Consider the following 19,532-nt stretch of genomic DNA (forward strand, 5'->3'; position numbering starts at 1 on the left):
TCTTTGTTACCTCCAGAGTTCATAAGTTTCAGATAACCCAGGACATTGCCAAGCTTTTAGCGTTCTCTCTACATCTATTTCAAGCCCCGTGGTTAGAAAATTGCTACGTATGTTATATATTCCCCACTGGATAAATTGACCATAGTTGTATACATAATTTGATGCAAGCATACCTTGACTGACTTGTGTTCTGGAACATAGGTAAGATGATGTGTAAAGTAATATTGCAACTGTTTTTCCTGCTGGAATTTCTACATTGCCAGATCCAGCTAACTTGCTATCAGAACTTGTGTATTGGTAAACATTTTTCCATATTATTCTTGAAATACTTGATTTATTGGTATTATCTGGTGTTCCCACAAATAATCCTGCACCCCCATACTCCGTACTTGAGTACGATGATCCAACAAATTCTATTGTTTTATTTATGTTCACATTGGTTGTATTTTTTACAAATACTACTCCAAGTGCAGCATATGGGTAATAGTATATCTCATCATAACTACCAGAAAAACTATTTGTGCATAACTCTCCGTAAATAAATGTTCCTTTATTTCCCTCTATAAAATAGAGTTGTCTTGGCCGATAAAAACTAACGTAATCTGTATCGTATGTATGGCTACCTGCTAGTAGTTGCAGCATATAGTCTGTTTTTGTTATATCACTGCTCCACTTTCCAAGCTCTGTTGTAAAAGTTCCGTGGCCAAAGTAATTATTTTTTCTGCCAAGTACACCAAACAAGAAAGGTAATGACCCTGGTTCAACCATATTCCTCTTTTTCACTTCTCTCATAATTGATGAACTGCTAGGCACATCATTGATGGAGTTAAATTTGGTTGTCAGTGTTTTTAGTTGGTCTTCCCTGGTTTTTATTTCCTTCATGATCGATGAACCACCTGGCACATCATTAACAGCACGAAAGTTATCCACTAAACCTTTAAGACCATCTTTATGATCATTGCCAACACTATTTATTGCCGCAATATTGGTATTTTTACGAGTATCAAGTAGCGATATATGTGAATCTGATGATGCTTTTAAAGTGTTTAAGGAACTATCCCTAAGCTTGTTGATTTCACTTACAGATTCTGTTTTTGCTACAGTTATCGCCGATATAGAGCTTGCTTTATTGCTGTTTATGTCACTTAAGTGTTTTTTTGCACTATCAAGAAGTTCTTTTAGCTTACCATCTGTCATCTGTACAATTTCAGAAACCGAACTTTTGTCGACTATCAATTCCAATGCTTTAGCAAGATATGCTAATTGATCTGGTGTACTATTTGCTGCTAAATCCTTAAGCCTTCCTTGTAGTACATCAATTATTTCTTTTATTGTGGTCATTTGCACAACGTTGGAAATAGTTTTTTTATCTATTATTAATTCCAGCGATTTTGCAAGATATGCCAATTGATCAGGTGTACTATTTGCTGCTAAATCCTTTATCCTTTGGTATATTGCTTCCTTCATTCCCAAAAATTCAAAAAAGTTTCAAATCTAAATCGTTCAAAATTATTTTTAAGTTCATCTTCTCTTTCACTCATATCTTCATCTATCTTTTCTATGGCTCTGCGTATACGTACTACATCTTCTACAGCTATGTTCTCTGGATGCGGCAAAGGATATCCGTGCCTCGTTTCATCATTTGGCATTTTTTTTATGTTATAACAATCCGCAAGTTTTTTACCTTTGGACGATAGGCAACCGTTCCACTTAAAACCAATTTTATCCTTGTCTCATTACCATTAAAATTTGATAGCACGTGAGTTCTTTCCACCCAGTTGTCTCCAATAGGTTTTCCTACTGTTAAATCTACTAATTGCCATTCTCCCACGTTTTTCTCTACATAAGTTTTAACATCTGCAGTACCAGGTATTAGCGCATCATAGGTAATTGTTATCTTAGTGTTAGCTCCTGCTGTAATGCTTCTTGTAACATAATCTCCAGACTCTGAAAGATTACCCAGAACTAGCTGTAATCCAGGATATAGCACTGGACTTTTTTCTCGCCCTCCTTTTAGGCTTGCTTTTACCGTTAATTCCCCACTTATTCTTTCACGCAGTGCAAGTGGCAAATTATCAGACAAAAAGTTTTCTCTTCCCTCTTCATCTGTTAAGATAAATTCTACATTGGTATCAAATGCTACTTTTTCGACGTTCGTCAAAACAATTAAATCTGATACATTATTTACAGTAACTTTGCCCAGATCAACAACATGAGAAACTTCACTAAATTTTGCAGCTAGTAGTCGAAACGTTAAATCTAAATTCTGATGCGGTGTCCACGTACTTGCATTGCTAGATGACAGTAATACTCCTACTTGATATGGCTGACTTGTTACCCAACGGCTATTTACTGCATCATATTTGCCAAGTTCTGCTACTTTGACCGCATTTTCCCCGTCATCGGTAAGTAAAACTATTGCATATTCCTGCCCAGCATGACAAAACACTGGCGACCAAGTAATACGTGTTGCTGTGCCATCTATCTTTATATCTTTTGGCTCAATATAGCTTTCAGCAATGACAGTCTGCGAGGGCATTCCCACTGCTGTTTCTCTAATCTGCACAACAACACGTTTTTTGCCTTTATTTATAAACCATAGCTCCACGCCTCCTATGTGTCTGCTCTCATTTAGCGTAAATGTTTGGGCTAAAGGATCAACTCGTCTTGCTGCGATCACTCTTCTTCTTTCTTCTATGGTAATAGTTTTTTTACCAGTATACGTTGTTTCTCCATAGCTTCCTTTATCCCCGTAAAACTGTACTAATTTAGTACCTGCTGGAATATTTGCTGGGATTTTTATTTTTCCACTTATTTGTCCTTGATTTTCCACTTTTTTTCTTTTTATTTTTACATAGGTTGGATAATGATGCCGTCAAATTTTACTTCTTTAAGCCTTTCACCTAGCTCAAAACCTTCAATTTCAAAATTCTGTACTGCTTCTCTCATAAATTCAGCTTCGTATGAAGTACTTGACAGCAATTCTGTTGTTTCTTTAACATTAAATACTCTGGTTACTGGACTTTTCCAATTAGTGGTAACCTCTGTCCAGTGGTCAATGTTTTTATTTAGAGTAATTTGTGCCGGGACTGGATCAAAAGCTTGATATGGATTAATCTTTTCTCCTTTAGTCTGTAAAAGCTGCTCCAGTACCGGTTCAAGTTCATATGGCAAAAGATATCTTTCCCCACCTTTTTCAATATCTGCAACTTCTACATCTATTGGCAGAACTAGCTCTCTATTTACTATTGCTGCAGACTGCGAAATTCCTTGATCGCGCATATCATCATCAAAGAACGGATCTACAAATACCCCTTTTTTTGTGGTAGGCTCTCTTGAATTTGCATCACTGCGTAAACGCTCCTCTGCAACTAATGCATAAAGATCATTTATTCCTTTTTTCATTGCTTCAAGTTCATTCATCGGTACAGCATGAATAGCATTATTCATTACTTTCACCCCTTCTTTTTCCCCATCTTTCCACGTCTGATGAATGTAGCAGAGTAAAAGTTGTCCGCTAGGTGCTTTTGGCATTGATGGTTTCCAAGGGTGGGCAATTCCTTTTATTCTCCTTACTACCCCTTTGCTATCTATAGTAATTAAATCAAAGCGTGGCATCTTCCAGGTGTAATCAATCAGAACCAAGCTGTTATCAACTGCTCCCCTTACTTTACATCCCTCTTCATTTATATCTTCAGGGCTTACATGAGTGCGACAGCGATAGGTTATCGAGTAACTACTTCCAGGAGCTGGTTCTTTGCCGGGTAATGACCAATCAACGTTTCCTGCGTTTAACTTATAGTCTATACTGTTTTCATAAATAACATCACCTTGTTTAATTTGAATAATCTCAAGTACCGCAGAGTCAGGTATCGGATCAATAGCTCCAGAGTATGAACCGTGAGTAACGGTAACTGTTTTTTGAACAGTGATATCAACCTTTTTGATTTCGCTGATTGGAAAATCATTAACCTTCAGTTCCATTACTCTTTCGCTGTTTGGCTGAAAAGTATGGGGTTCTGATTCAACTGATTTTATATCTGGATCTTCATCAAAAGAAACACGAATACTGTGAGGCAACTCAATTTCATAACCATCAACATGAGCTTTGCCCTCATTAATCACAAAAATTTCTTTTTTACCCTTTTTTACCCCTTCTTCTCCCTTTTCTTCTTTGTGGAGGAACATCACTTCTAGCCCATTTACGACGTAGGAACCATTTGCCTCCTTGTCATAACGAGCAAGCACTGTGGTTACTATGTTTGCTTGTGGTGGCGGTGAATGCTCTATTAATACTCCGTTTTCAATGTTGTAAATTGGATAAAATTCTCCATCAGTAGAAAAAGTGGGAGAAACATTCTCTGCTTGATAACCCCAAATGGTGGAAACTTTAAGCCTTGCTGACCCTACTTCTTGATAATTACGTGTACCAACAGCAGGATCACGAAGATTTTCATCCTCAAGTTCTGTAATGGTAGATTCTACGTAATAAACACCGATACGAACTATAGTATTAAGAGGAACAACAAACTCTTCTTTTTCGACTTTTCTAACTGCACCACGCAGATAGATTTTTCCTCCTTCAAGTGTAACTTTACCAGTTTCTCTATCTATAATACAATTGCTTCCTGTTATAACATCACCATCACGAAATATTGCATCACCTATGCCTTTAAGCTTAGAGAGAGCATACTCCTGAGTTTCGTTTAATTCTGCAGACTGTAGACCTCTTCCAGCAAGAAATAAGCTTTTTTCGTATTCTTTGTCAGGATTAAAGCGGTTATAATAGGTGTTTAAAGTCATTTTATTCTAAAAGGTTACAACAAATGAAAAAGTTTCCCGAGTTGCAGATGTTCTGATAAGTGGTACGGTGTGTTCCAAAACTAACAAAATTCCAGGATTTTCCACGTCTTTTGGCTCAAAATATCTCTGTCCAGGAGGCAATTTTTCTACCACCTTTGTACCAACCATAACTCCAAGCTCTCTTATTACTTGATTTGCAGCATCGTTGAAATCGAAGTTAAATTTAAGATATAAGTTATTAGTTGGTACATTAGATGGTTTAAACCTACCTGTAGGAGTTACAAGCTCTCCATTCTCATCACCTATGCAGAATAGTACTTCATCTGCAGTACGTCTGCCAAGTTCATTCAAGAGCTTTATAGAATTTATAGGTTCAGGTGGTGTGCTTTCAGTATACTCTACAGTAACTGCACTATTTGCCCTGATAGAGCTATTTTCCGTACGTTTTATTACACCACTACTGCTATCAACTATATTTGGCTGATAAGTTGTTTGTCCTGTAAAAACCCTTACATCTTTAATAGTATGGTGATCTAGAGCTATTTCACCCTCAACAAAAACTTTTTCGACCTGATGGATACTTCCCCAATTTGTATCACCACTGCCCCAGGCAAGATGTATAACTCGCTCTTTTATACTTGCTGCTATTGCTGCTCTTCCTGACTCTGTGAGTATTGACATTTGAAAATTTGACTCCTGTATATATATTCACCAAAATTACAAAAACTGTTCAGTTTTTTTAGGAAAATTCTTCTTTTTTTTCATAATAAATTTTTGTTGACTAATCTTTAATCTATTTTAGACATAATATATTTACTTTTAGATATATGATAGCTAGTGAGGAGTTTTGGGAAAGCAGTTTAGAAATGCCAGTATCCTTTCTGCTTAAGGACTTTCAAAATCCAAGTTTACGTGAAAGTTGGCTTAATTCTCTTTCTGGTAGACAATTAAGTGTGATTTTTAACCACTATTTTCAGAATAAACAAAATAGGCAATTATTTAAAGACCACGAAAAATGCGATGATATTTCAACTCAGCAAAAGCGTAAGATGCTTATTAAAATTTCTGAAGCTCTGTTTGATTATTACTTAGTCAATCGTTTTAGTCGTGCAAAATCAGAAACAACTATAGCTGAAGTAGCACGGTCTGTGTTAAGCCAAGATCTTCTGAAATCATTTCTGTTGCAAAATAGCAAATATGACAAAAAGTCCTTGTTGTTTACTCTCTTTATAACTAATCATAACTTGCTGAAACAAATCTTCTGCTTTAATCAAGTACAAAAAAAAGGGTTTTTACCTTTCATATTAAAAAATCCTCCAAGACAAAAGCCCACTTCATTTAAGGATTTTTTATCAGAAAGTACAATACAGGAAATATTAAAACAGCATGATCTCTCGGAAAATGATAGTTTTGAAAGTCAGTTTCAAGAACTCTTTTACTACCAAAATAGTATTTACTTATTTATACGACGTGCTAGTAAAGATGAGGATTTATTAATCAGTTCAAATAAGGTAATACACGGTTATAAACCTAGTAGAATTATTATTGACTTTGCTTTAAACGCTAACCAAGTAAACCTATCTATTCAAAGTTTTGATCAAGGATTAAAAATAGCAAATAGAATAGTAAGCTGTTATTTTCAGCGAGGATGTTCATTTACTAACATGCGCCATCAAAATACAACAGCACAAGTGAGGACTTTTTTGAATGACTGTGTAAAACAACATGTACCTGATATTCACCTATTTGAATTAAAGTTTGGTCCATCTAAATCTAAAACTAATCTTACGTTAAACACGGATAATATTGAAGAGTGGTTGCAGAAAATAGAGCCTTCGGTTGGTAGTGTACTGCATGATGTTTCGCTTGTTCAGCATATCAAAGTATTGTTCAAAAGTAAAAAAGTTACTTTATCCTTTCAGACAGACACGCAATACGCAAATTATATAGAAATTGATTACTCAGAATATGTTCTCAATAGAAAAGAACGAGATAATTTTAAGTCTTTAATTAGAGATAGCTATGGAATTACCGTTTTGTCGAAAACACTCTCAAGATATTGATACTATGTTAGTAAATAGGTCCTGGGTAAATCCTGACGAGAACTATATAAAGGCTGCAGAGTATCTCAGTCAGCTTGATTTTGTTAAGCTTGAGAAGTATTATTTCGTTGTTTGCGCTAATGATTTAGATCTTGATTTTCCAAATATACAAAATCCTTATTGCAAAAACGAGGTTATCATTCCTCATGGTTTTGATGAAGGTTGTGATGATCTAGCTTGCGAGGATTGTGGTCGTGATATTTTTCCTGATACTTATAAAAAACAGCGTTATCTTGTGCTTTCAATTAAACTCAATACGCAAAAAATTATAAGTTGGTTTGAAAAACTATTGATAGGACTCATATGGGAAAAGGCGGCAAATGGGATATATCACATAAGCTTTAAAAGTAAAATAGTAAGCATTATTATACCAACTTTATGTACTGATAAGTCATATTTAACTGTAGATAGGTTAAGAACTAATGTTGCTGTTCTTATAACTTTTGGAAAGGCAGACCTAAAAATATTGTTAACCCTATACACTGTTCCCATGGCTGATTTAATTTGTAAACATCAAACTCTAAATCAAATACTAAGCGAAGCAGTTGAAAAAGGAGTACCAGAATTATTACCTAACGTTTCCTTTCAAGCATTCCCTTATATTCCACTGCAAGAAACAACTCTCCCAGAAAAAAAGATACTGCGATTAAAGGTTGAAGATAATACTATTTATGTTAATGACGTTGAAATTATAGGCAAACAAGCAACTTCAAGTATCCGCATCTTTAGAGTGTTACTTAAACAGTTTTTATGTGATTTAGAAGCAGCTAAAGAATGTAAATTTCTTAGTATCATTCAAATAGCAGATAGTTTAGGTATTGAAGACCCAGAACAGCAAGTACGCAGACCTCTTAATAGAATGCAAAAAACAATAGCAGAAAAGCTAGCTAGCACCTTGGGACTAAATATAAGACGAGATGATGTGATACAAGCATGTAACTGGTCAGGCTACCGGCTTAATCCATCTACCATTAACTTAAGTGCTAGCTAAGCTCCTTAGTCAATGTTGGACAGAAAACGCAGAAGGATACTTCTCTAAAATATACCGATACAATTCTTCAGCGCTTTTTTTGTCACCTGCAATGAAAGTAAAAAATTCAACTACGTCTCCTTTAATTTTGGCTAGTTTATACCAATCTCCTGCTCTTTCTCCTGTTGTCTCAACTATTATTTTATCTCCACGTAAATCTCCAATGTAAAACTTACTTTTGTAAAACTCACCACCAGGTAGTAAATGGAGTAGGTATTCTTCAATTCTATCAATTACTAACGCTTTTATTTCTTCTGGAGATCTATTCATAAAAGGTGCCCTCCAATAATTTATGATAAAAAAATGATTCTTTTATTCGCTTAGAAAGGTATCCAATCAAGCTCAGTATTTTGATGTTGCTCTTGAGTAATAACCGTAGCAATCTTGTTTTTCTCTCCATATCGATCAGCTTCAATACCAACTTTTGCAGTAAACTCTAACCCGTTAAAATCAGCTATAGAGTTGACTTTTCTAGCAATAACTGCTTTTTCTGAAGTGTCATTTGAATGAATGTTCCGTGCTGACTCTAAAATACTTCTAAGCATAGAACGACCAGATTCTGCCCAAACATCTTCTCCTTCAACGCTTGCTTTGCCACTTTTGACACCTATAATCTGAAAAATCTTACGTTTTGCATATGGACCTTCAGTGACAGTAAATTCAGCGTTTAAATAGATGCTGCCAGTAGTGTAGCTTTTCGTGAACCAATTCTCATAACCTCCAGGCTTTATTGCCATTTTTACCTTGACTGTTGTACCTTTCGGTATTAAACTGCTTTGCAGTTTCGCGTTATTAAAATCAGTTAAAAAATCTGATAACATATTGTCTCCTATAAATTAAGTGAAAAAAGAATCAACTCCATTGGTCTACAAGTTTCCAACGACCATTTATCTTATCGACGAGCTTACTTGCTACACGTTCACCATTTCGCAACTCAAATACTACTTGACGGGTAGTGCTTTCCTCATCATGAGCAAACATCACCATACCAGTACTGTAAAATCCACGTAAAGATCCAGCACCGCTTAGGCCTTGAAATGGATCTTCTTCCAGCATCTTTTTGGACAGTTTTTTTGTGTGGTGGGTGAGTATTATGCCCGAATCTGGATTAATAATATTTCTCAATCTCTCAAGTGTTTTTTGCAAGAAGAATAACATAGCGCTATTGTCGTTTTCATTGCCATATTCACTTGAGTTAAAAATGTTACGAAGAGGATCAATCGCAATAATATCAGGCTTAAAACGTTCTTTGACAGTATTTTTAATTTCATCTATTTCTTCACTGCTGAAAGATAATTGTACTCTTGGCGTGATAATTAAGTTGTTAGCAGCTACATCTAAGAGTTCTTTATCAAGTTGAAGTTGTTGCAAACGTTCTTTCATATATTCATATTCAATTTCAGTTTGCATGTAGAAAATTTTCAAAGGTCTATTTGGTGTCATACCAAGAAATGATCTGCCGGCAGCCATGTGGACAAGCCAAGAGATCAAAAAGTCACTCTTGCCGATTTTAGGTGGACCACCCAGTACCAATAGACCTCTTTTCGTTAAAATTCTTGGTGAGATTATATCCCCTGGTATTGGCGATTGATCACTTAAATATTCCTTTACGCTATAAAAAGGGACTTTTTGACCGATGTTGAAAAAGCTTTGTTCCATATTACTCCTTTTAAAATTAAATTTAGGCAACAGAAGCCAAGGTTTTGGCTTTAATTTTCGCAAGTAATTTACCTAAATGCGGTTCTTCAACCATATCAAGGCAGCCACTTCGATCTTTAGCGGGATATCCCCAAGAGTTAATAGTCTGACAGACAAATGAGCGAACCTCTGTACCATCATCTTTCTTGATTCCAACCATGCTGATTACCTCATCAACTATCCCTGGAATTTCACTAGCAGTTTTTGCTCCTTCACATTGAGGCAGCCAAGTTGGACGATTGCAGTCATCAAGATATTGACCTAATGTGCCAACTATGATGATGTCTTTGTCTCTGATATGTTGAAACTGATTGAGCCAGGCCATCATTTCTTGTGCAAGTAATCCGTAAGCAGCTCTTTTATCTTCTTTCCCCGATCTATCTGAAAAAGCTTCAGGTTGCATTCTGGCCCATGAAAAACATAAACGTGATGCAACAGTTATGCTATCAATAAAAATAGAGCGGTATTTAGAAACCTCAGAAAGAAGATCTTTGTGCTTGCTACAGACATGCTCATAATGTTTTTGACTATACGCCTGATCAGACCTTAATGCAGGATTAGGACCACCAATAAGACAAGCAATGTCTCTGGCCTCATTCCAAGTGCGAATCTCAGTTGAATCTCCTTTCCAGTCTTGTACAGCTAGAAGTCCTGCTTCAAAATCAAGGCAAAGTGTTGTTGATTCATCGAGGGTTTTAAGTAGGCTAGTCTTGCTGATTCCATAAGGTCCAAAGATTACTACCTTCACACCTGTGATCATTTTTGCTCTTTCTTTGCTGTTTATTATTTTCATGCTTTTACCTTAATTTGCCACTATATATAAATTCACCAAATTTCAAAAAACTGTTCAATTTTTCTTATGCTTTTTTCCGTAAACAGGTGCAAATTTAGATCGCATTTTCTTGAGAATGTTGTACAAAGTAGTCCGTGACATATTGTTTATGTCTGCAACTTCAGCAATGCTGTGGTGTTTTAATTGTTCACATAAAACTTGCCACTTCTTTGGTAATTTTGAAATAATTTGCTCAACATCAATACGTAGTATCGCTTCATCTTCAAAACAGTAACTTTCCTGTTGCACATTATTTTCAAGTTTAGGATTAGTACGTGAGTGTTTACGGACTAGATTATTAATACGATTTTTAACAACTTGCTTAGCAAAAGTTGAAAGACTGCCCTTAGTTTTATCATACTGATCTATGCATGAAAGAAACTCACAGAATAGGTCCTGTTCTATGTCTTCAATATCTTGATCAGTAAGCGATTTATAATATTTTGCGTAAAATTTTATTAAATTAACAACTTTAGGATCAATACCTGAATAAGAGTTTCGAGATTTCATAAGATGTATCCTTAAATGAAAGACTTAAGGATGAAACTTTCTTAGTAAATATTGTAGGACATGAAAAAAATACCTCAGACAATCGTGAGTTTTTTACCCTCTGAAAACCTGGAATCTTTTTTCAAACCTCAGACACTCAAAACTTTGATCAGACAATGCACCTACGAACTGAACAGTTTTTGTAAATCCGGTGAATATATAGAACAAGACTCCGAATTTAAAGGTTAATTATGAGTGTTTCATACAATGTTCCAGAGATTAAAGCACAACTATTGTTGAATTTAAGATCTTGTCTTTCTTACCTTTTCCCCAATGGTACCTTCCATGGTGATGAATTTCGAATAGGTGATGTGCATGGTAACAAAGGAAAAAGTTTAAGAGTAGAACTAAGTGGCAGTAGAGCTGGGTTATGGAATGATTTTGCAACTGGAGAAGGTGGTGACATTATCGACCTTTGGGCAGCTGTGCATAGAAAGAATGCAAGGACAGAGTTTCCTGAGGTAATGGCTTCTATAGCTGAGTGGCTTGGTCATTTCAAAAATTCAAGTAATCCAACTGCATATTGGGATTATTACGATGAAAAAGGCCAAGCTCTTGTTAGAGTCTATCGTTATGATGACGGTAATGGAAAGCGATATCTTCCTTTTGATATTAAAAAATCCGACTTTGGTGCGCCAGAGATAAGGCCACTCTATAATATCCCAGGTATTTTGAAGTCCGATAAAGTTATTCTTGTTGAGGGAGAAAAATGTGCAGAAGCGCTAATAAAACAAGGTATTACAGCAACAACAATAATGTCTGGAGCAAATGCAGATGTTAAAAAGACTGATTGGTACAGCTTAAGGGCAAGCATATTATTATATGGCCAGATAATGATGAAGCAGGTGCAAAGTATGCTAAAAATGTTGGAAATAAGCTTTTAGAAATTGGAGTTGCATCACTTGCTGTGCTTGAAATTCCTCGAGGTAAGCCTAAGAAATGGGATGCTGCTGATTGTGTGGAAGAAGGTATAAATGTTGAAAAGTTTTTAGCTTTAACCACATGTATAAATTTATCTGCTACTGATATTTTAAATACAAAAAGGTTTGTTGGATTTCCTGCAAGACAATATTTGAGTGACAAATCACCAATGCCAGAAGATATAATCGCACCAAGAATTTTAACTCCAAGTGGGCTTTTAGTTTTTGCTGGCGCACCCAAAGTAGGAAAAAGTGACTTTCTAATTTCCTGGCTTTTTCATATGGCAGCAGGAGTTTCATTTCTTGATATGATACCTAAGAGGCATTTAAGGATCTTTTACCTTCAAACAGAGATAGGTTACCATTATATGCGTGAACGGACACAACAACTAAAACTTAGCGATGAGCTCATAGAGCTTGCTGCAGATAATTTGGTAATTACGCCACAAGTAAAGATGCTTTTAAACGACGATAGTATGGATGAGGTTGTTGCTGAAATAGAAAAGTCATTTGGTTCAAACACAGTTGATGTTATTGCTATTGATCCACTGCGTAATATTTTTGATGCTGGTGATAATGGTAGTGAAAATGACAATAATGCAATGCTCTTTTTCTTACAAGAGAGAGTTGAAAAGCTAAGGACATTAGTCAATCCAGATGCAGGAGTTATTCTAGTGCATCACACGAAAAAGATACAAAAGAAATCATTAGAAGAAGATCCTTTTCAGAGTTTCAGTGGTGCTGGTTCATTAAGAAGCTTTTATACTACAGGAATGATAATGTTTAAGCCAGATAAACGGCAGAGTAGTCGTCAACTGATGTTTGAATTACGTAATGGTCATGCTATTCCATCAAAATATATAGATAAAATCAATAACTGCTGGCATATGATTGATTATGAATCACAGAGGCTTATAAATAAAGATTATGGTAAAAAGTTAGATGCAGAACGTTCTCGTAGACATGATGTTATTTTGCAGTTGATTTATGAAGAAGCACGAGAAAAAGGAAAAGTATATACAATTAATTCATTCTGTCAGATATTTGAAGGTAAAGCAGGTCTTGGTAGTCAGCATTCTATTCGTAACCGTATCGATGTGCTTGCTGCAAAAGGTTATATAAAATTTAACAGAAAAGGTAAAAATGCTGCAAGAACCAAATATGGAATACTTTGTGTTGAAGGTATGGAAAAAAGAGTAACAAAGTTTGATAATCAACTAAACAAGAATGTTATAGTCTATGAAAAGATTTTACCTACTGATTACAAATCATCGGAATGTGAGGATGTTGTTCCAGAAGAAAATCCAAATATTTGGGTTTATAACGATCAAATTTTAGATATCTAGAACTTTTTCACCAAAATTCTCTATTACTTAAATATTTCAGTTTTCAGTCTTGGCCAGTTTTTGTCAGAATGCGTTCAGTCTACGAAGTCAGAATTTGTTAATAATTAAAAAGCACTAGATTTTCAATAGTTTAAGAAATCGTCAGACTGTGAAATCGTAGACTGAAAAAAGAGATAAAAAGCTAGAAATATAGAGGGTTTTGTCCGATTTTCAGTTTTCAAAATAACTCCTATTATTATAAATAATAATATTAAGTAGTATGAATTAACACATACTACCTTTAGCTTTTAGCTTACTAAAAAATCTCAATAGACAAAAACATGAAAAACCTACTATTGCACTTTGGATAACCTAAAAAAAGATGAAAGATAAATGCTTACAAAAGACGAAATTGCTAATAATAGCGTTTCAAAAAGATTCTATGACTTCAGGGTACAATCGTACAATCAAGATCTAAGTTACTCATGTAGGGTGGCTTAAAACTTGATTACAAGGCATTTCTAAGTTATCCCTTGCTTTAAAGTTTTACTTATTATAAAAAACCCTCACTCTACTTTATCACGCTTTTTATTCCTTGTAAAATATTTTTTCAAAAAAGTGAACAGTTTTTGTAATTTAGGTGAATATATAACAAGAGCTGGTTATTTTGGAGGTCCTATTGAAATACAACTATTTTTATCTAGAACTCTTAAGTTGGGTCTTTAGGTAATCTATATAAATAATTTGTAGATGAAGCTAAAGGAAAAAAGTTTGGAGTTGCTGCTATGGAAGAAGAAACAGAAGCTACAAAACCCGCTTAAAATAGAGACAAAGATCTAAATTTATTTATTTACGTCTCCAATTTTATCACGTACAATGGAGACAAAGATTTATATTTTGTGTTTTATGTCTCCATCATTTATTGGTAGGCAAACTGAGTTAAAGCAACTACTGGAACTTACAGAAAAAAATACTGCATCTTTTGTAGTAGTCAAAGGAAGGCGCCGTATAGGAAAAAGTCGTTTAATTCAAGAGTTTGGTAAGTATTTTGAACAATATTACTCCTTTATAGGTTTGCCACCAGAAAGGCATACTACAACGTCCTACCAACTTAATGAATTTTCTAGACAAGTTGCTAGACAATTTAATACATCTTTTGCTAGGTATGATGACTGGAGCGATTTACTATGGGCAGTTGGTGAACGTCTACTATCAGGAAAAACATTATTGCTGTTTGATGAAATTTCTTGGATGGGCTCAAAAGATCCAACCTTTTTAGGCAAAATAAAAAACTTTTGGGATACACAGCTAAAAAATAATAACAAGCTAATTTTCGTTGTTTGTGGATCAGCTTCATCCTGGATCGAGAAGAATATACTTAGTAGTACTGGTTTTGTAGGAAGAATATCGTTAACTTTGACACTCGGAGAATTATCACTTTCTGATTGCAACAAATTTTGGCCAAAAAATATTTCAGCATATGAAAAGTTTAAGGTGCTTGCAGTAACTGGAGGAATTCCAAAGTATTTAGAGGAGATAAATTTTAAACATAGCGCTGAAGAAAATATTAAAAGGCTTTGTTTTACAAAAGGTGGGTTTTTAGTTGAAGAATTTAATCAAATATTCTCAGATTTATTCATGCGAAAAACGGCTTTTTATAAGCAAATAGTCAGAGCTCTTTCTACTGGAGCTAAAGAACAAGAAGAAATTTGTGCTACTTTAAATATCGTAAGACATGGACGCATTTCTGAGTATCTACATGAGCTCGAACTTGCTGGTTTTATCGCAAAAGATCATACTTGGAGTATAAAAACTGGTACTGATTCACGGCTCAGGAGGTACAGACTTCAAGATAATTATTTAAGGTTTTATCTAAAATATATCGAAAAAGATCTAGGAAAAATTAGTCGTGACACCTACTCTATAGGATTCCTACCAGAGTGGCATACAATTATTGGGCTTCAATTTGAAAATTTGGTGCTGAACAATAGAAAGAGTATACGTAATATCTTAGGAATTGATGGAATAATAAGCGAGAATCCATTTTTTCAGAAAAGAACGCGTAATAGTGCAGGTTGTCAAATTGATTATATGATTCAAACGAAGTTTAACACTCTCTACATTTGCGAAATCAAATTTTCAAAAGATAAAATTGGTCATTCAATAATACAAGAGGTACAAAAGAAAATAGATGCACTAAATCGTCCAAAAGGCTTTTCATGTCGTCCAGTCCTTATCCACGTCAATGATGTAAGTGATGATGTTATAGATAGTGGTTACTTTTCACACATAATTGATTTTGGAAAATTATTGAATTGTAAGTAATGGTTTTTCTGACTTAAAAATAATGTCTTTTTAGTTTTTACGTTTATTCTTAACTTATAGAGGTTGCTTATGACTGATACTTTAACTTTAAAAGAAGGAGATATTGAAACTACTGCTTTTGATAATAGCAGTTTTACTAGAGTACTACATGATGGAGAGTGGTGGTATGTAATAACAGAAGTAATAGCTTTTCTGACAGGTAGTAAGAACCCATCTGACTATCTAAAAAAGATAAAAAGCAGAGATATAGGGCTTTCTGAAGGATGGGGACACCCCCCCTTGAAATTAAAACAAAAGGTGGTAAACAGAATGTTAATTGTACAAATGTTGAGGGGTTGTTTCGTATTTTGCAGTCTATTCCTTCCAAAAGAGTTGAGCAATTTAAACGTTGGCTTGCAAAAGTTGGGTATGAAAGACTACAAGAATATGAAAACCCTGAACTTGCACTCAAAAGAATCTATGCCGATTATGCTGCAAAACTCAAGAATGGATACAAAAGAGAATAGAATCAATAGCTGTCAGAAATCAACTAACAAAAGAATGGGGTAATAGAAATATATCTGACCACAATAACAAGTATATTGAAGGTAGGGAATACGCAATATTGACAGACGTAATTTCTGAGGGAACATTTGGAGTAAAAACAAAGCATCATAAGGAAATAAAAGGCTTAACCTTTAAGAGATCATATGACACCGATTGAGCTAATTTTCAATATGCTAGGAGAACAAGCTACCATTGATGAGATAAAGGATAAAGATGCACAGGGCTATAATAAAAATTTAGAAGCGGCAAAGGAAGGTGGTAAAAATGCAGGCACAGCAAGAGAGGCATTTGAAAAAGCAAGAGGTATGAAAGTCGTTTCTTCAGACAACTTTTTAAAGAGGATTAAAGATTAAAGTTCTCACTATGAGAAATCTCTGAATTTTATGGTTTAAAACGTTTTAGAGGGCTATTATAGTGTTATTGATGATATAGATAGTGAATTTTGCTTTTACCAAAAACTCATGTAATTTCTTCTCAGCTCAAATAGTAAGGTGTCTAGGAGTTCCGTTTAGCTGGTTCTTAAAGTTTAGGCTCTCTTTAGTTTCTTAGCTGTCTTAAAATTATTTTAACTTTTTTTGAAAAAATCCCGAAAAAAGTAGTAAGAAATCCGGTATATATTAGTGTAGGGGCATTGAGTGTAGATGTGCTTCAAACAGAAAAGTTGGAAAACAGAAAGCAAAAGAAATATAGGCTTTTGGCAAGTTACGTAATTGAGAATTTATATTTTTTTAAATAAGGTAAAAACTGTGTTTTAAAGCTAGATGTGACTTTAGGGAAAAAAACATCACTACTTACTAAAGAACGTCTATAATAGCCTCTAAACTCAAATAAAAGCTATCCTTAGTAATCTTATTGTTACAAAACAAACTTGCAAGCAAGTTTAACACGGTTTTTATCCTTTGCAAAAAAAAGTGAACAGTTTTCGTAATTTTGGTGAATATATATAACAAGAAAACAACTTTCTGCAGTAGCACATAATTCTCGAATTTCCGTTGTTGGCCTACAAAAACCTATGAATTGCTAGTGTATTTTGCAGAAACCAAACGACATTTTGGAATCAGTGCTACTTATAGTTTTAAATAATGTCAATCCTAACACTGGACCTCGGCAAACAGACAGGCTGGGCAATTCTAACAGATGGAGTAATTGAAAGTGGAAGCAAAAGTTTTCATGGTAGTCGTTTCAGCGGAGGTGGAATGCATTTTTTGAGTTTTCGCAATTGGCTTAATTCCTTGGAGCATAAGTTCACTGCGGTTTATTTTGAAGAAGTAAGAAGACATCTTGGAACTGATGCAGCGCATTGTTATGGTGGTTTCTTTGCCGTCTTAGCTGCTTGGTGTGAAGGGGGAAAAATTCCTTACAAAGGTGTGCCGGTGAAGACGATAAAACGCTTTATAGCAGGTAATGGCAATGCAAGTAAGGGTGAAGTAATTGAAGCTGTGAAAGGCAAAGGTTTTTCACCTAGAGATGATAACGAAGCAGATGCTTTGGCATTGATGTTTTACGTTAATAATTTTAGTAAAGATTTTAATATGCTAGATAGCACATAGGAAGTGGGTCCTTTCGGCCAGGCTGGCGGATTTGGGCGCGAAACCCCAGGCTCTCTCTAGCGTCAGACGTATTTTGATTATTAACTTTTTAACAAGAATTTCCACTAATATGAACTTAGCAATCCACTACTATCCTATTGAAAATCTGGTCGAATATGAGCGTAATCCACGTAAAAATGACGATGTAGTAAACAGAATGTGTGCTTCAATCAGGGAATTCGGCTTTCGTATTCCAATAGTTGCAAAAAGCGATGGCACTGTGGTTGATGGTCATTTAAGACTTAAAGCAGCAAGAAAGCTGGGTATGGAGAGTATTCCAGTGGTGCTCAGTGATAACTTAAGTGATGGACAAACCAAAGCTTTTCGGTTACTGGCAAATCAATCAGCGAACTGGGCAAAGTGGGACGATGAGCTTTTAAAAGTGGAAATTCAAGAGTTAGAAGATTTGCAGTTTGATCTTAAAATGACTGGATTTGAATTGGAAAAAGTTCAACGTTTTCTCGATGATTTTGATGGAAAAGAAGAAGTAGAAAGAGGAGTTTTGGAGTTAATTGATAAAAAGGTAGAAATAACAAAACCAGGTGATCTTTGGATTTTAGGTAATCATAGAATCTATTGTGGTGATAGCTGTGTAGTTGAATCATTCAAAGCAGTATTAGACGATAAAATGGCAGATATTACTGTTTGTGATCCTCCGTATAATGTTGATTATGGTAGTAGCCAGGAGAGAGAAGATAAAAAAATATTAAATGATAATCAAGGTGAAAAGTACGAACTTTTTCTCTACGACATCTGTTCTAATATTTTAGCATATACGAAAGGTGCAATTTACATCTGCATATCATCATCAGAGTTTTCAACGTTGCAAAAAGTATTTGAAGAAGCAGGAGGAAAATGGTCGACATTTATCATTTGGGCAAAGAATCACTTTACGCTAGGAAGATCTGATTATCAAAGACAATACGAAGCAATGCTCTATGGATGGAAAAGCGGCAATAAACGTGAGTGGCATGGTGGTAGAAATCAAAGTGATCTGTGGTTTTATGATAAGCCAATACATAACTCACTGCACCCAACAATGAAGCCAGTAGAGCTAATGGAAAAAGCAATAGTAAACAGCAGCAGACCAGGAGACATAGTACTTGATCCATTTAGTGGTTCTGGCAGCACACTAATTGCATGTGAAAGAACAGGAAGAATCTGCAGGACAATAGAGCTAGATTCAAAATTTGTAGATGTAACTATAAAACGTTGGCAAGTGTACACAGGTAGGGAAGCTATTCTTTCTGGTACTGGCAAAACTTTTGCACAAATGCAAGAAGAAAAACAGCAATAAAGGGGCAAAAAAAGTGGAAAAGATAACGCAAACAGAATGGGCAAGAGAGATAGGAGTATCAAAGCAATATGTCTGTTATTTAGTGAAGAAAGGAATAGTTGAGTTAGAGGATGGACTCATTGACCGAGAACGAGCAAATAGGGCTATAGAAACAATCAGAGATCCAAGTCAACCACTGAGAAGAAAAAACAATTCAGAGAACGAAAGCACAAGTAACCTTTCTACAATGCTGCTAAAAACGCGAATAAAAAATGAAATGGAGCGGGGAAGATTATTGGAGGCAAAGGCAAAAGCTGAGATAGGAGAACTTGTAGCAGTAGAAGAAGTAAAAACTGAAGCATTTAATGTAGCAATAGTTGTACGTAATAATTTGCTTAATATTCCAAATAGAGTTTCAGCACTGCTTGCATCACTGAGTGACACTGAAAAAATTCACGAGACGCTAACTGAAGAGATTACAAACTCACTTGAAGAATTATCTAACGCTAAATTTAAAATATAAAAAGATTTTGAATA

18 protein-coding genes and 1 pseudogene are annotated in these 19,532 nt (G+C 35.0%); 9 read left to right on the forward strand and 10 right to left on the reverse strand.

Features of this window, described 5'->3' with window-relative positions; genetic code table 11:
• Nucleotides 1–6: 6 nt before the first annotated feature.
• From OM966_RS01145 to OM966_RS01165, 5 genes are read right to left on the reverse strand one after another with little or no spacing between them, the layout of a single operon-like run.
• Nucleotides 7–1,467: a hypothetical protein gene (locus OM966_RS01145; protein ID WP_264328511.1), complete on the reverse strand. Its 1,461-nt coding sequence runs from the start codon at nucleotides 1,465–1,467 to the stop codon at nucleotides 7–9.
• Nucleotides 1,464–1,649 carry a hypothetical protein gene (locus tag OM966_RS01150; RefSeq protein WP_264328512.1) on the reverse strand — a complete coding sequence of 62 codons (186 nt, stop codon included), beginning with the start codon at nucleotides 1,647–1,649 and terminating at the stop codon, nucleotides 1,464–1,466. The genes OM966_RS01145 and OM966_RS01150 overlap by 4 nt, the downstream gene beginning before the upstream one ends.
• 5 nt (nucleotides 1,650–1,654) lie before the next feature.
• Entirely contained in the window at nucleotides 1,655–2,833 is a 1,179-nt protein-coding gene (locus tag OM966_RS01155) for a hypothetical protein (RefSeq protein ID WP_264328513.1), read from the reverse strand.
• A gap of 17 nt (nucleotides 2,834–2,850) precedes the next feature.
• Entirely contained in the window at nucleotides 2,851–4,803 is a 1,953-nt protein-coding gene (locus OM966_RS01160) for a DUF4815 domain-containing protein (RefSeq protein WP_264328514.1), read from the reverse strand.
• A gap of 6 nt (nucleotides 4,804–4,809) precedes the next feature.
• Complete coding sequence (locus OM966_RS01165; RefSeq protein ID WP_264328515.1) at nucleotides 4,810–5,484, reverse strand: hypothetical protein; 675 nt, start codon at nucleotides 5,482–5,484, stop codon at nucleotides 4,810–4,812.
• Between the two features lie 146 nt (nucleotides 5,485–5,630).
• Here OM966_RS01165 and OM966_RS01170 point away from each other — a divergent pair, with 146 nt between their 5' ends.
• Both OM966_RS01170 and OM966_RS01175 read left to right on the forward strand, forming a co-directional pair.
• The gene (locus OM966_RS01170) at nucleotides 5,631–6,866 is read left to right on the forward strand and encodes a hypothetical protein (RefSeq protein ID WP_264328516.1); all 1,236 of its coding nucleotides are present in this window, start codon (nucleotides 5,631–5,633) and stop codon (nucleotides 6,864–6,866) included.
• A complete protein-coding gene (locus OM966_RS01175) occupies nucleotides 6,826–7,896 on the forward strand; it encodes a hypothetical protein (RefSeq protein ID WP_264328517.1) in 1,071 nt (356 codons plus the stop codon). The genes OM966_RS01170 and OM966_RS01175 overlap by 41 nt, the downstream gene beginning before the upstream one ends.
• 9 nt (nucleotides 7,897–7,905) lie before the next feature.
• On the opposite strand, the gene OM966_RS01180 is transcribed toward OM966_RS01175, so the two are convergent.
• The 5 genes from OM966_RS01180 to OM966_RS01200 are packed head-to-tail and all read right to left on the reverse strand — an operon-like array spanning nucleotide 7,906 to nucleotide 10,975.
• A complete protein-coding gene (locus tag OM966_RS01180) occupies nucleotides 7,906–8,205 on the reverse strand; it encodes a hypothetical protein (RefSeq protein ID WP_264328518.1) in 300 nt (99 codons plus the stop codon).
• A gap of 50 nt (nucleotides 8,206–8,255) precedes the next feature.
• Nucleotides 8,256–8,756: a hypothetical protein gene (locus OM966_RS01185; protein ID WP_264328519.1), complete on the reverse strand. Its 501-nt coding sequence runs from the start codon at nucleotides 8,754–8,756 to the stop codon at nucleotides 8,256–8,258.
• 31 nt (nucleotides 8,757–8,787) lie between these two features.
• Entirely contained in the window at nucleotides 8,788–9,594 is an 807-nt protein-coding gene (locus OM966_RS01190; RefSeq protein WP_264328520.1) for a helicase RepA family protein, read from the reverse strand.
• 22 nt (nucleotides 9,595–9,616) lie between these two features.
• Nucleotides 9,617–10,426 (reverse strand): ATP-binding protein, encoded by an 810-nt coding sequence (locus OM966_RS01195; RefSeq protein ID WP_264328521.1) that lies wholly within the window; start codon nucleotides 10,424–10,426, stop codon nucleotides 9,617–9,619.
• Between the two features lie 54 nt (nucleotides 10,427–10,480).
• Nucleotides 10,481–10,975, reverse strand: coding sequence for an RNA polymerase sigma factor (locus OM966_RS01200; RefSeq protein ID WP_264328522.1), 495 nt, complete (start codon nucleotides 10,973–10,975; stop codon nucleotides 10,481–10,483).
• A gap of 230 nt (nucleotides 10,976–11,205) precedes the next feature.
• Between OM966_RS01200 and OM966_RS01205 the strand changes: the two are divergent.
• From OM966_RS01205 to OM966_RS01235, 7 genes and pseudogenes are all read left to right on the forward strand, one after another.
• A pseudogene (locus OM966_RS01205) lies at nucleotides 11,206–13,280 on the forward strand (AAA family ATPase).
• An 885-nt stretch (nucleotides 13,281–14,165) separates the two neighbouring features.
• A complete protein-coding gene (locus tag OM966_RS01210; protein ID WP_264328523.1) occupies nucleotides 14,166–15,584 on the forward strand; it encodes an AAA family ATPase in 1,419 nt (472 codons plus the stop codon).
• A gap of 69 nt (nucleotides 15,585–15,653) precedes the next feature.
• The gene (locus OM966_RS01215) at nucleotides 15,654–16,133 is read left to right on the forward strand and encodes a BRO-N domain-containing protein (protein WP_264328524.1); all 480 of its coding nucleotides are present in this window, start codon (nucleotides 15,654–15,656) and stop codon (nucleotides 16,131–16,133) included.
• 140 nt (nucleotides 16,134–16,273) lie between these two features.
• Nucleotides 16,274–16,483 carry a hypothetical protein gene (locus OM966_RS01220; RefSeq protein WP_264328525.1) on the forward strand — a complete coding sequence of 70 codons (210 nt, stop codon included), beginning with the start codon at nucleotides 16,274–16,276 and terminating at the stop codon, nucleotides 16,481–16,483.
• Nucleotides 16,484–17,212: 729 nt separating this feature from the next.
• Nucleotides 17,213–17,680: a crossover junction endodeoxyribonuclease RuvC gene (locus OM966_RS01225; RefSeq protein WP_264328526.1), complete on the forward strand. Its 468-nt coding sequence runs from the start codon at nucleotides 17,213–17,215 to the stop codon at nucleotides 17,678–17,680.
• Nucleotides 17,681–17,789: 109 nt separating this feature from the next.
• Complete coding sequence (locus OM966_RS01230) at nucleotides 17,790–19,016, forward strand: DNA modification methylase (protein WP_264328527.1); 1,227 nt, start codon at nucleotides 17,790–17,792, stop codon at nucleotides 19,014–19,016.
• Nucleotides 19,017–19,029: 13 nt separating this feature from the next.
• Complete coding sequence (locus tag OM966_RS01235) at nucleotides 19,030–19,518, forward strand: hypothetical protein (RefSeq protein WP_264328528.1); 489 nt, start codon at nucleotides 19,030–19,032, stop codon at nucleotides 19,516–19,518.
• The last annotated feature ends 14 nt before the right edge of the window (nucleotides 19,519–19,532 follow it).

The organism is Wolbachia endosymbiont (group A) of Andrena hattorfiana (assembly GCF_947179565.1).
GTDB lineage: Bacteria > Pseudomonadota > Alphaproteobacteria > Rickettsiales > Anaplasmataceae > Wolbachia.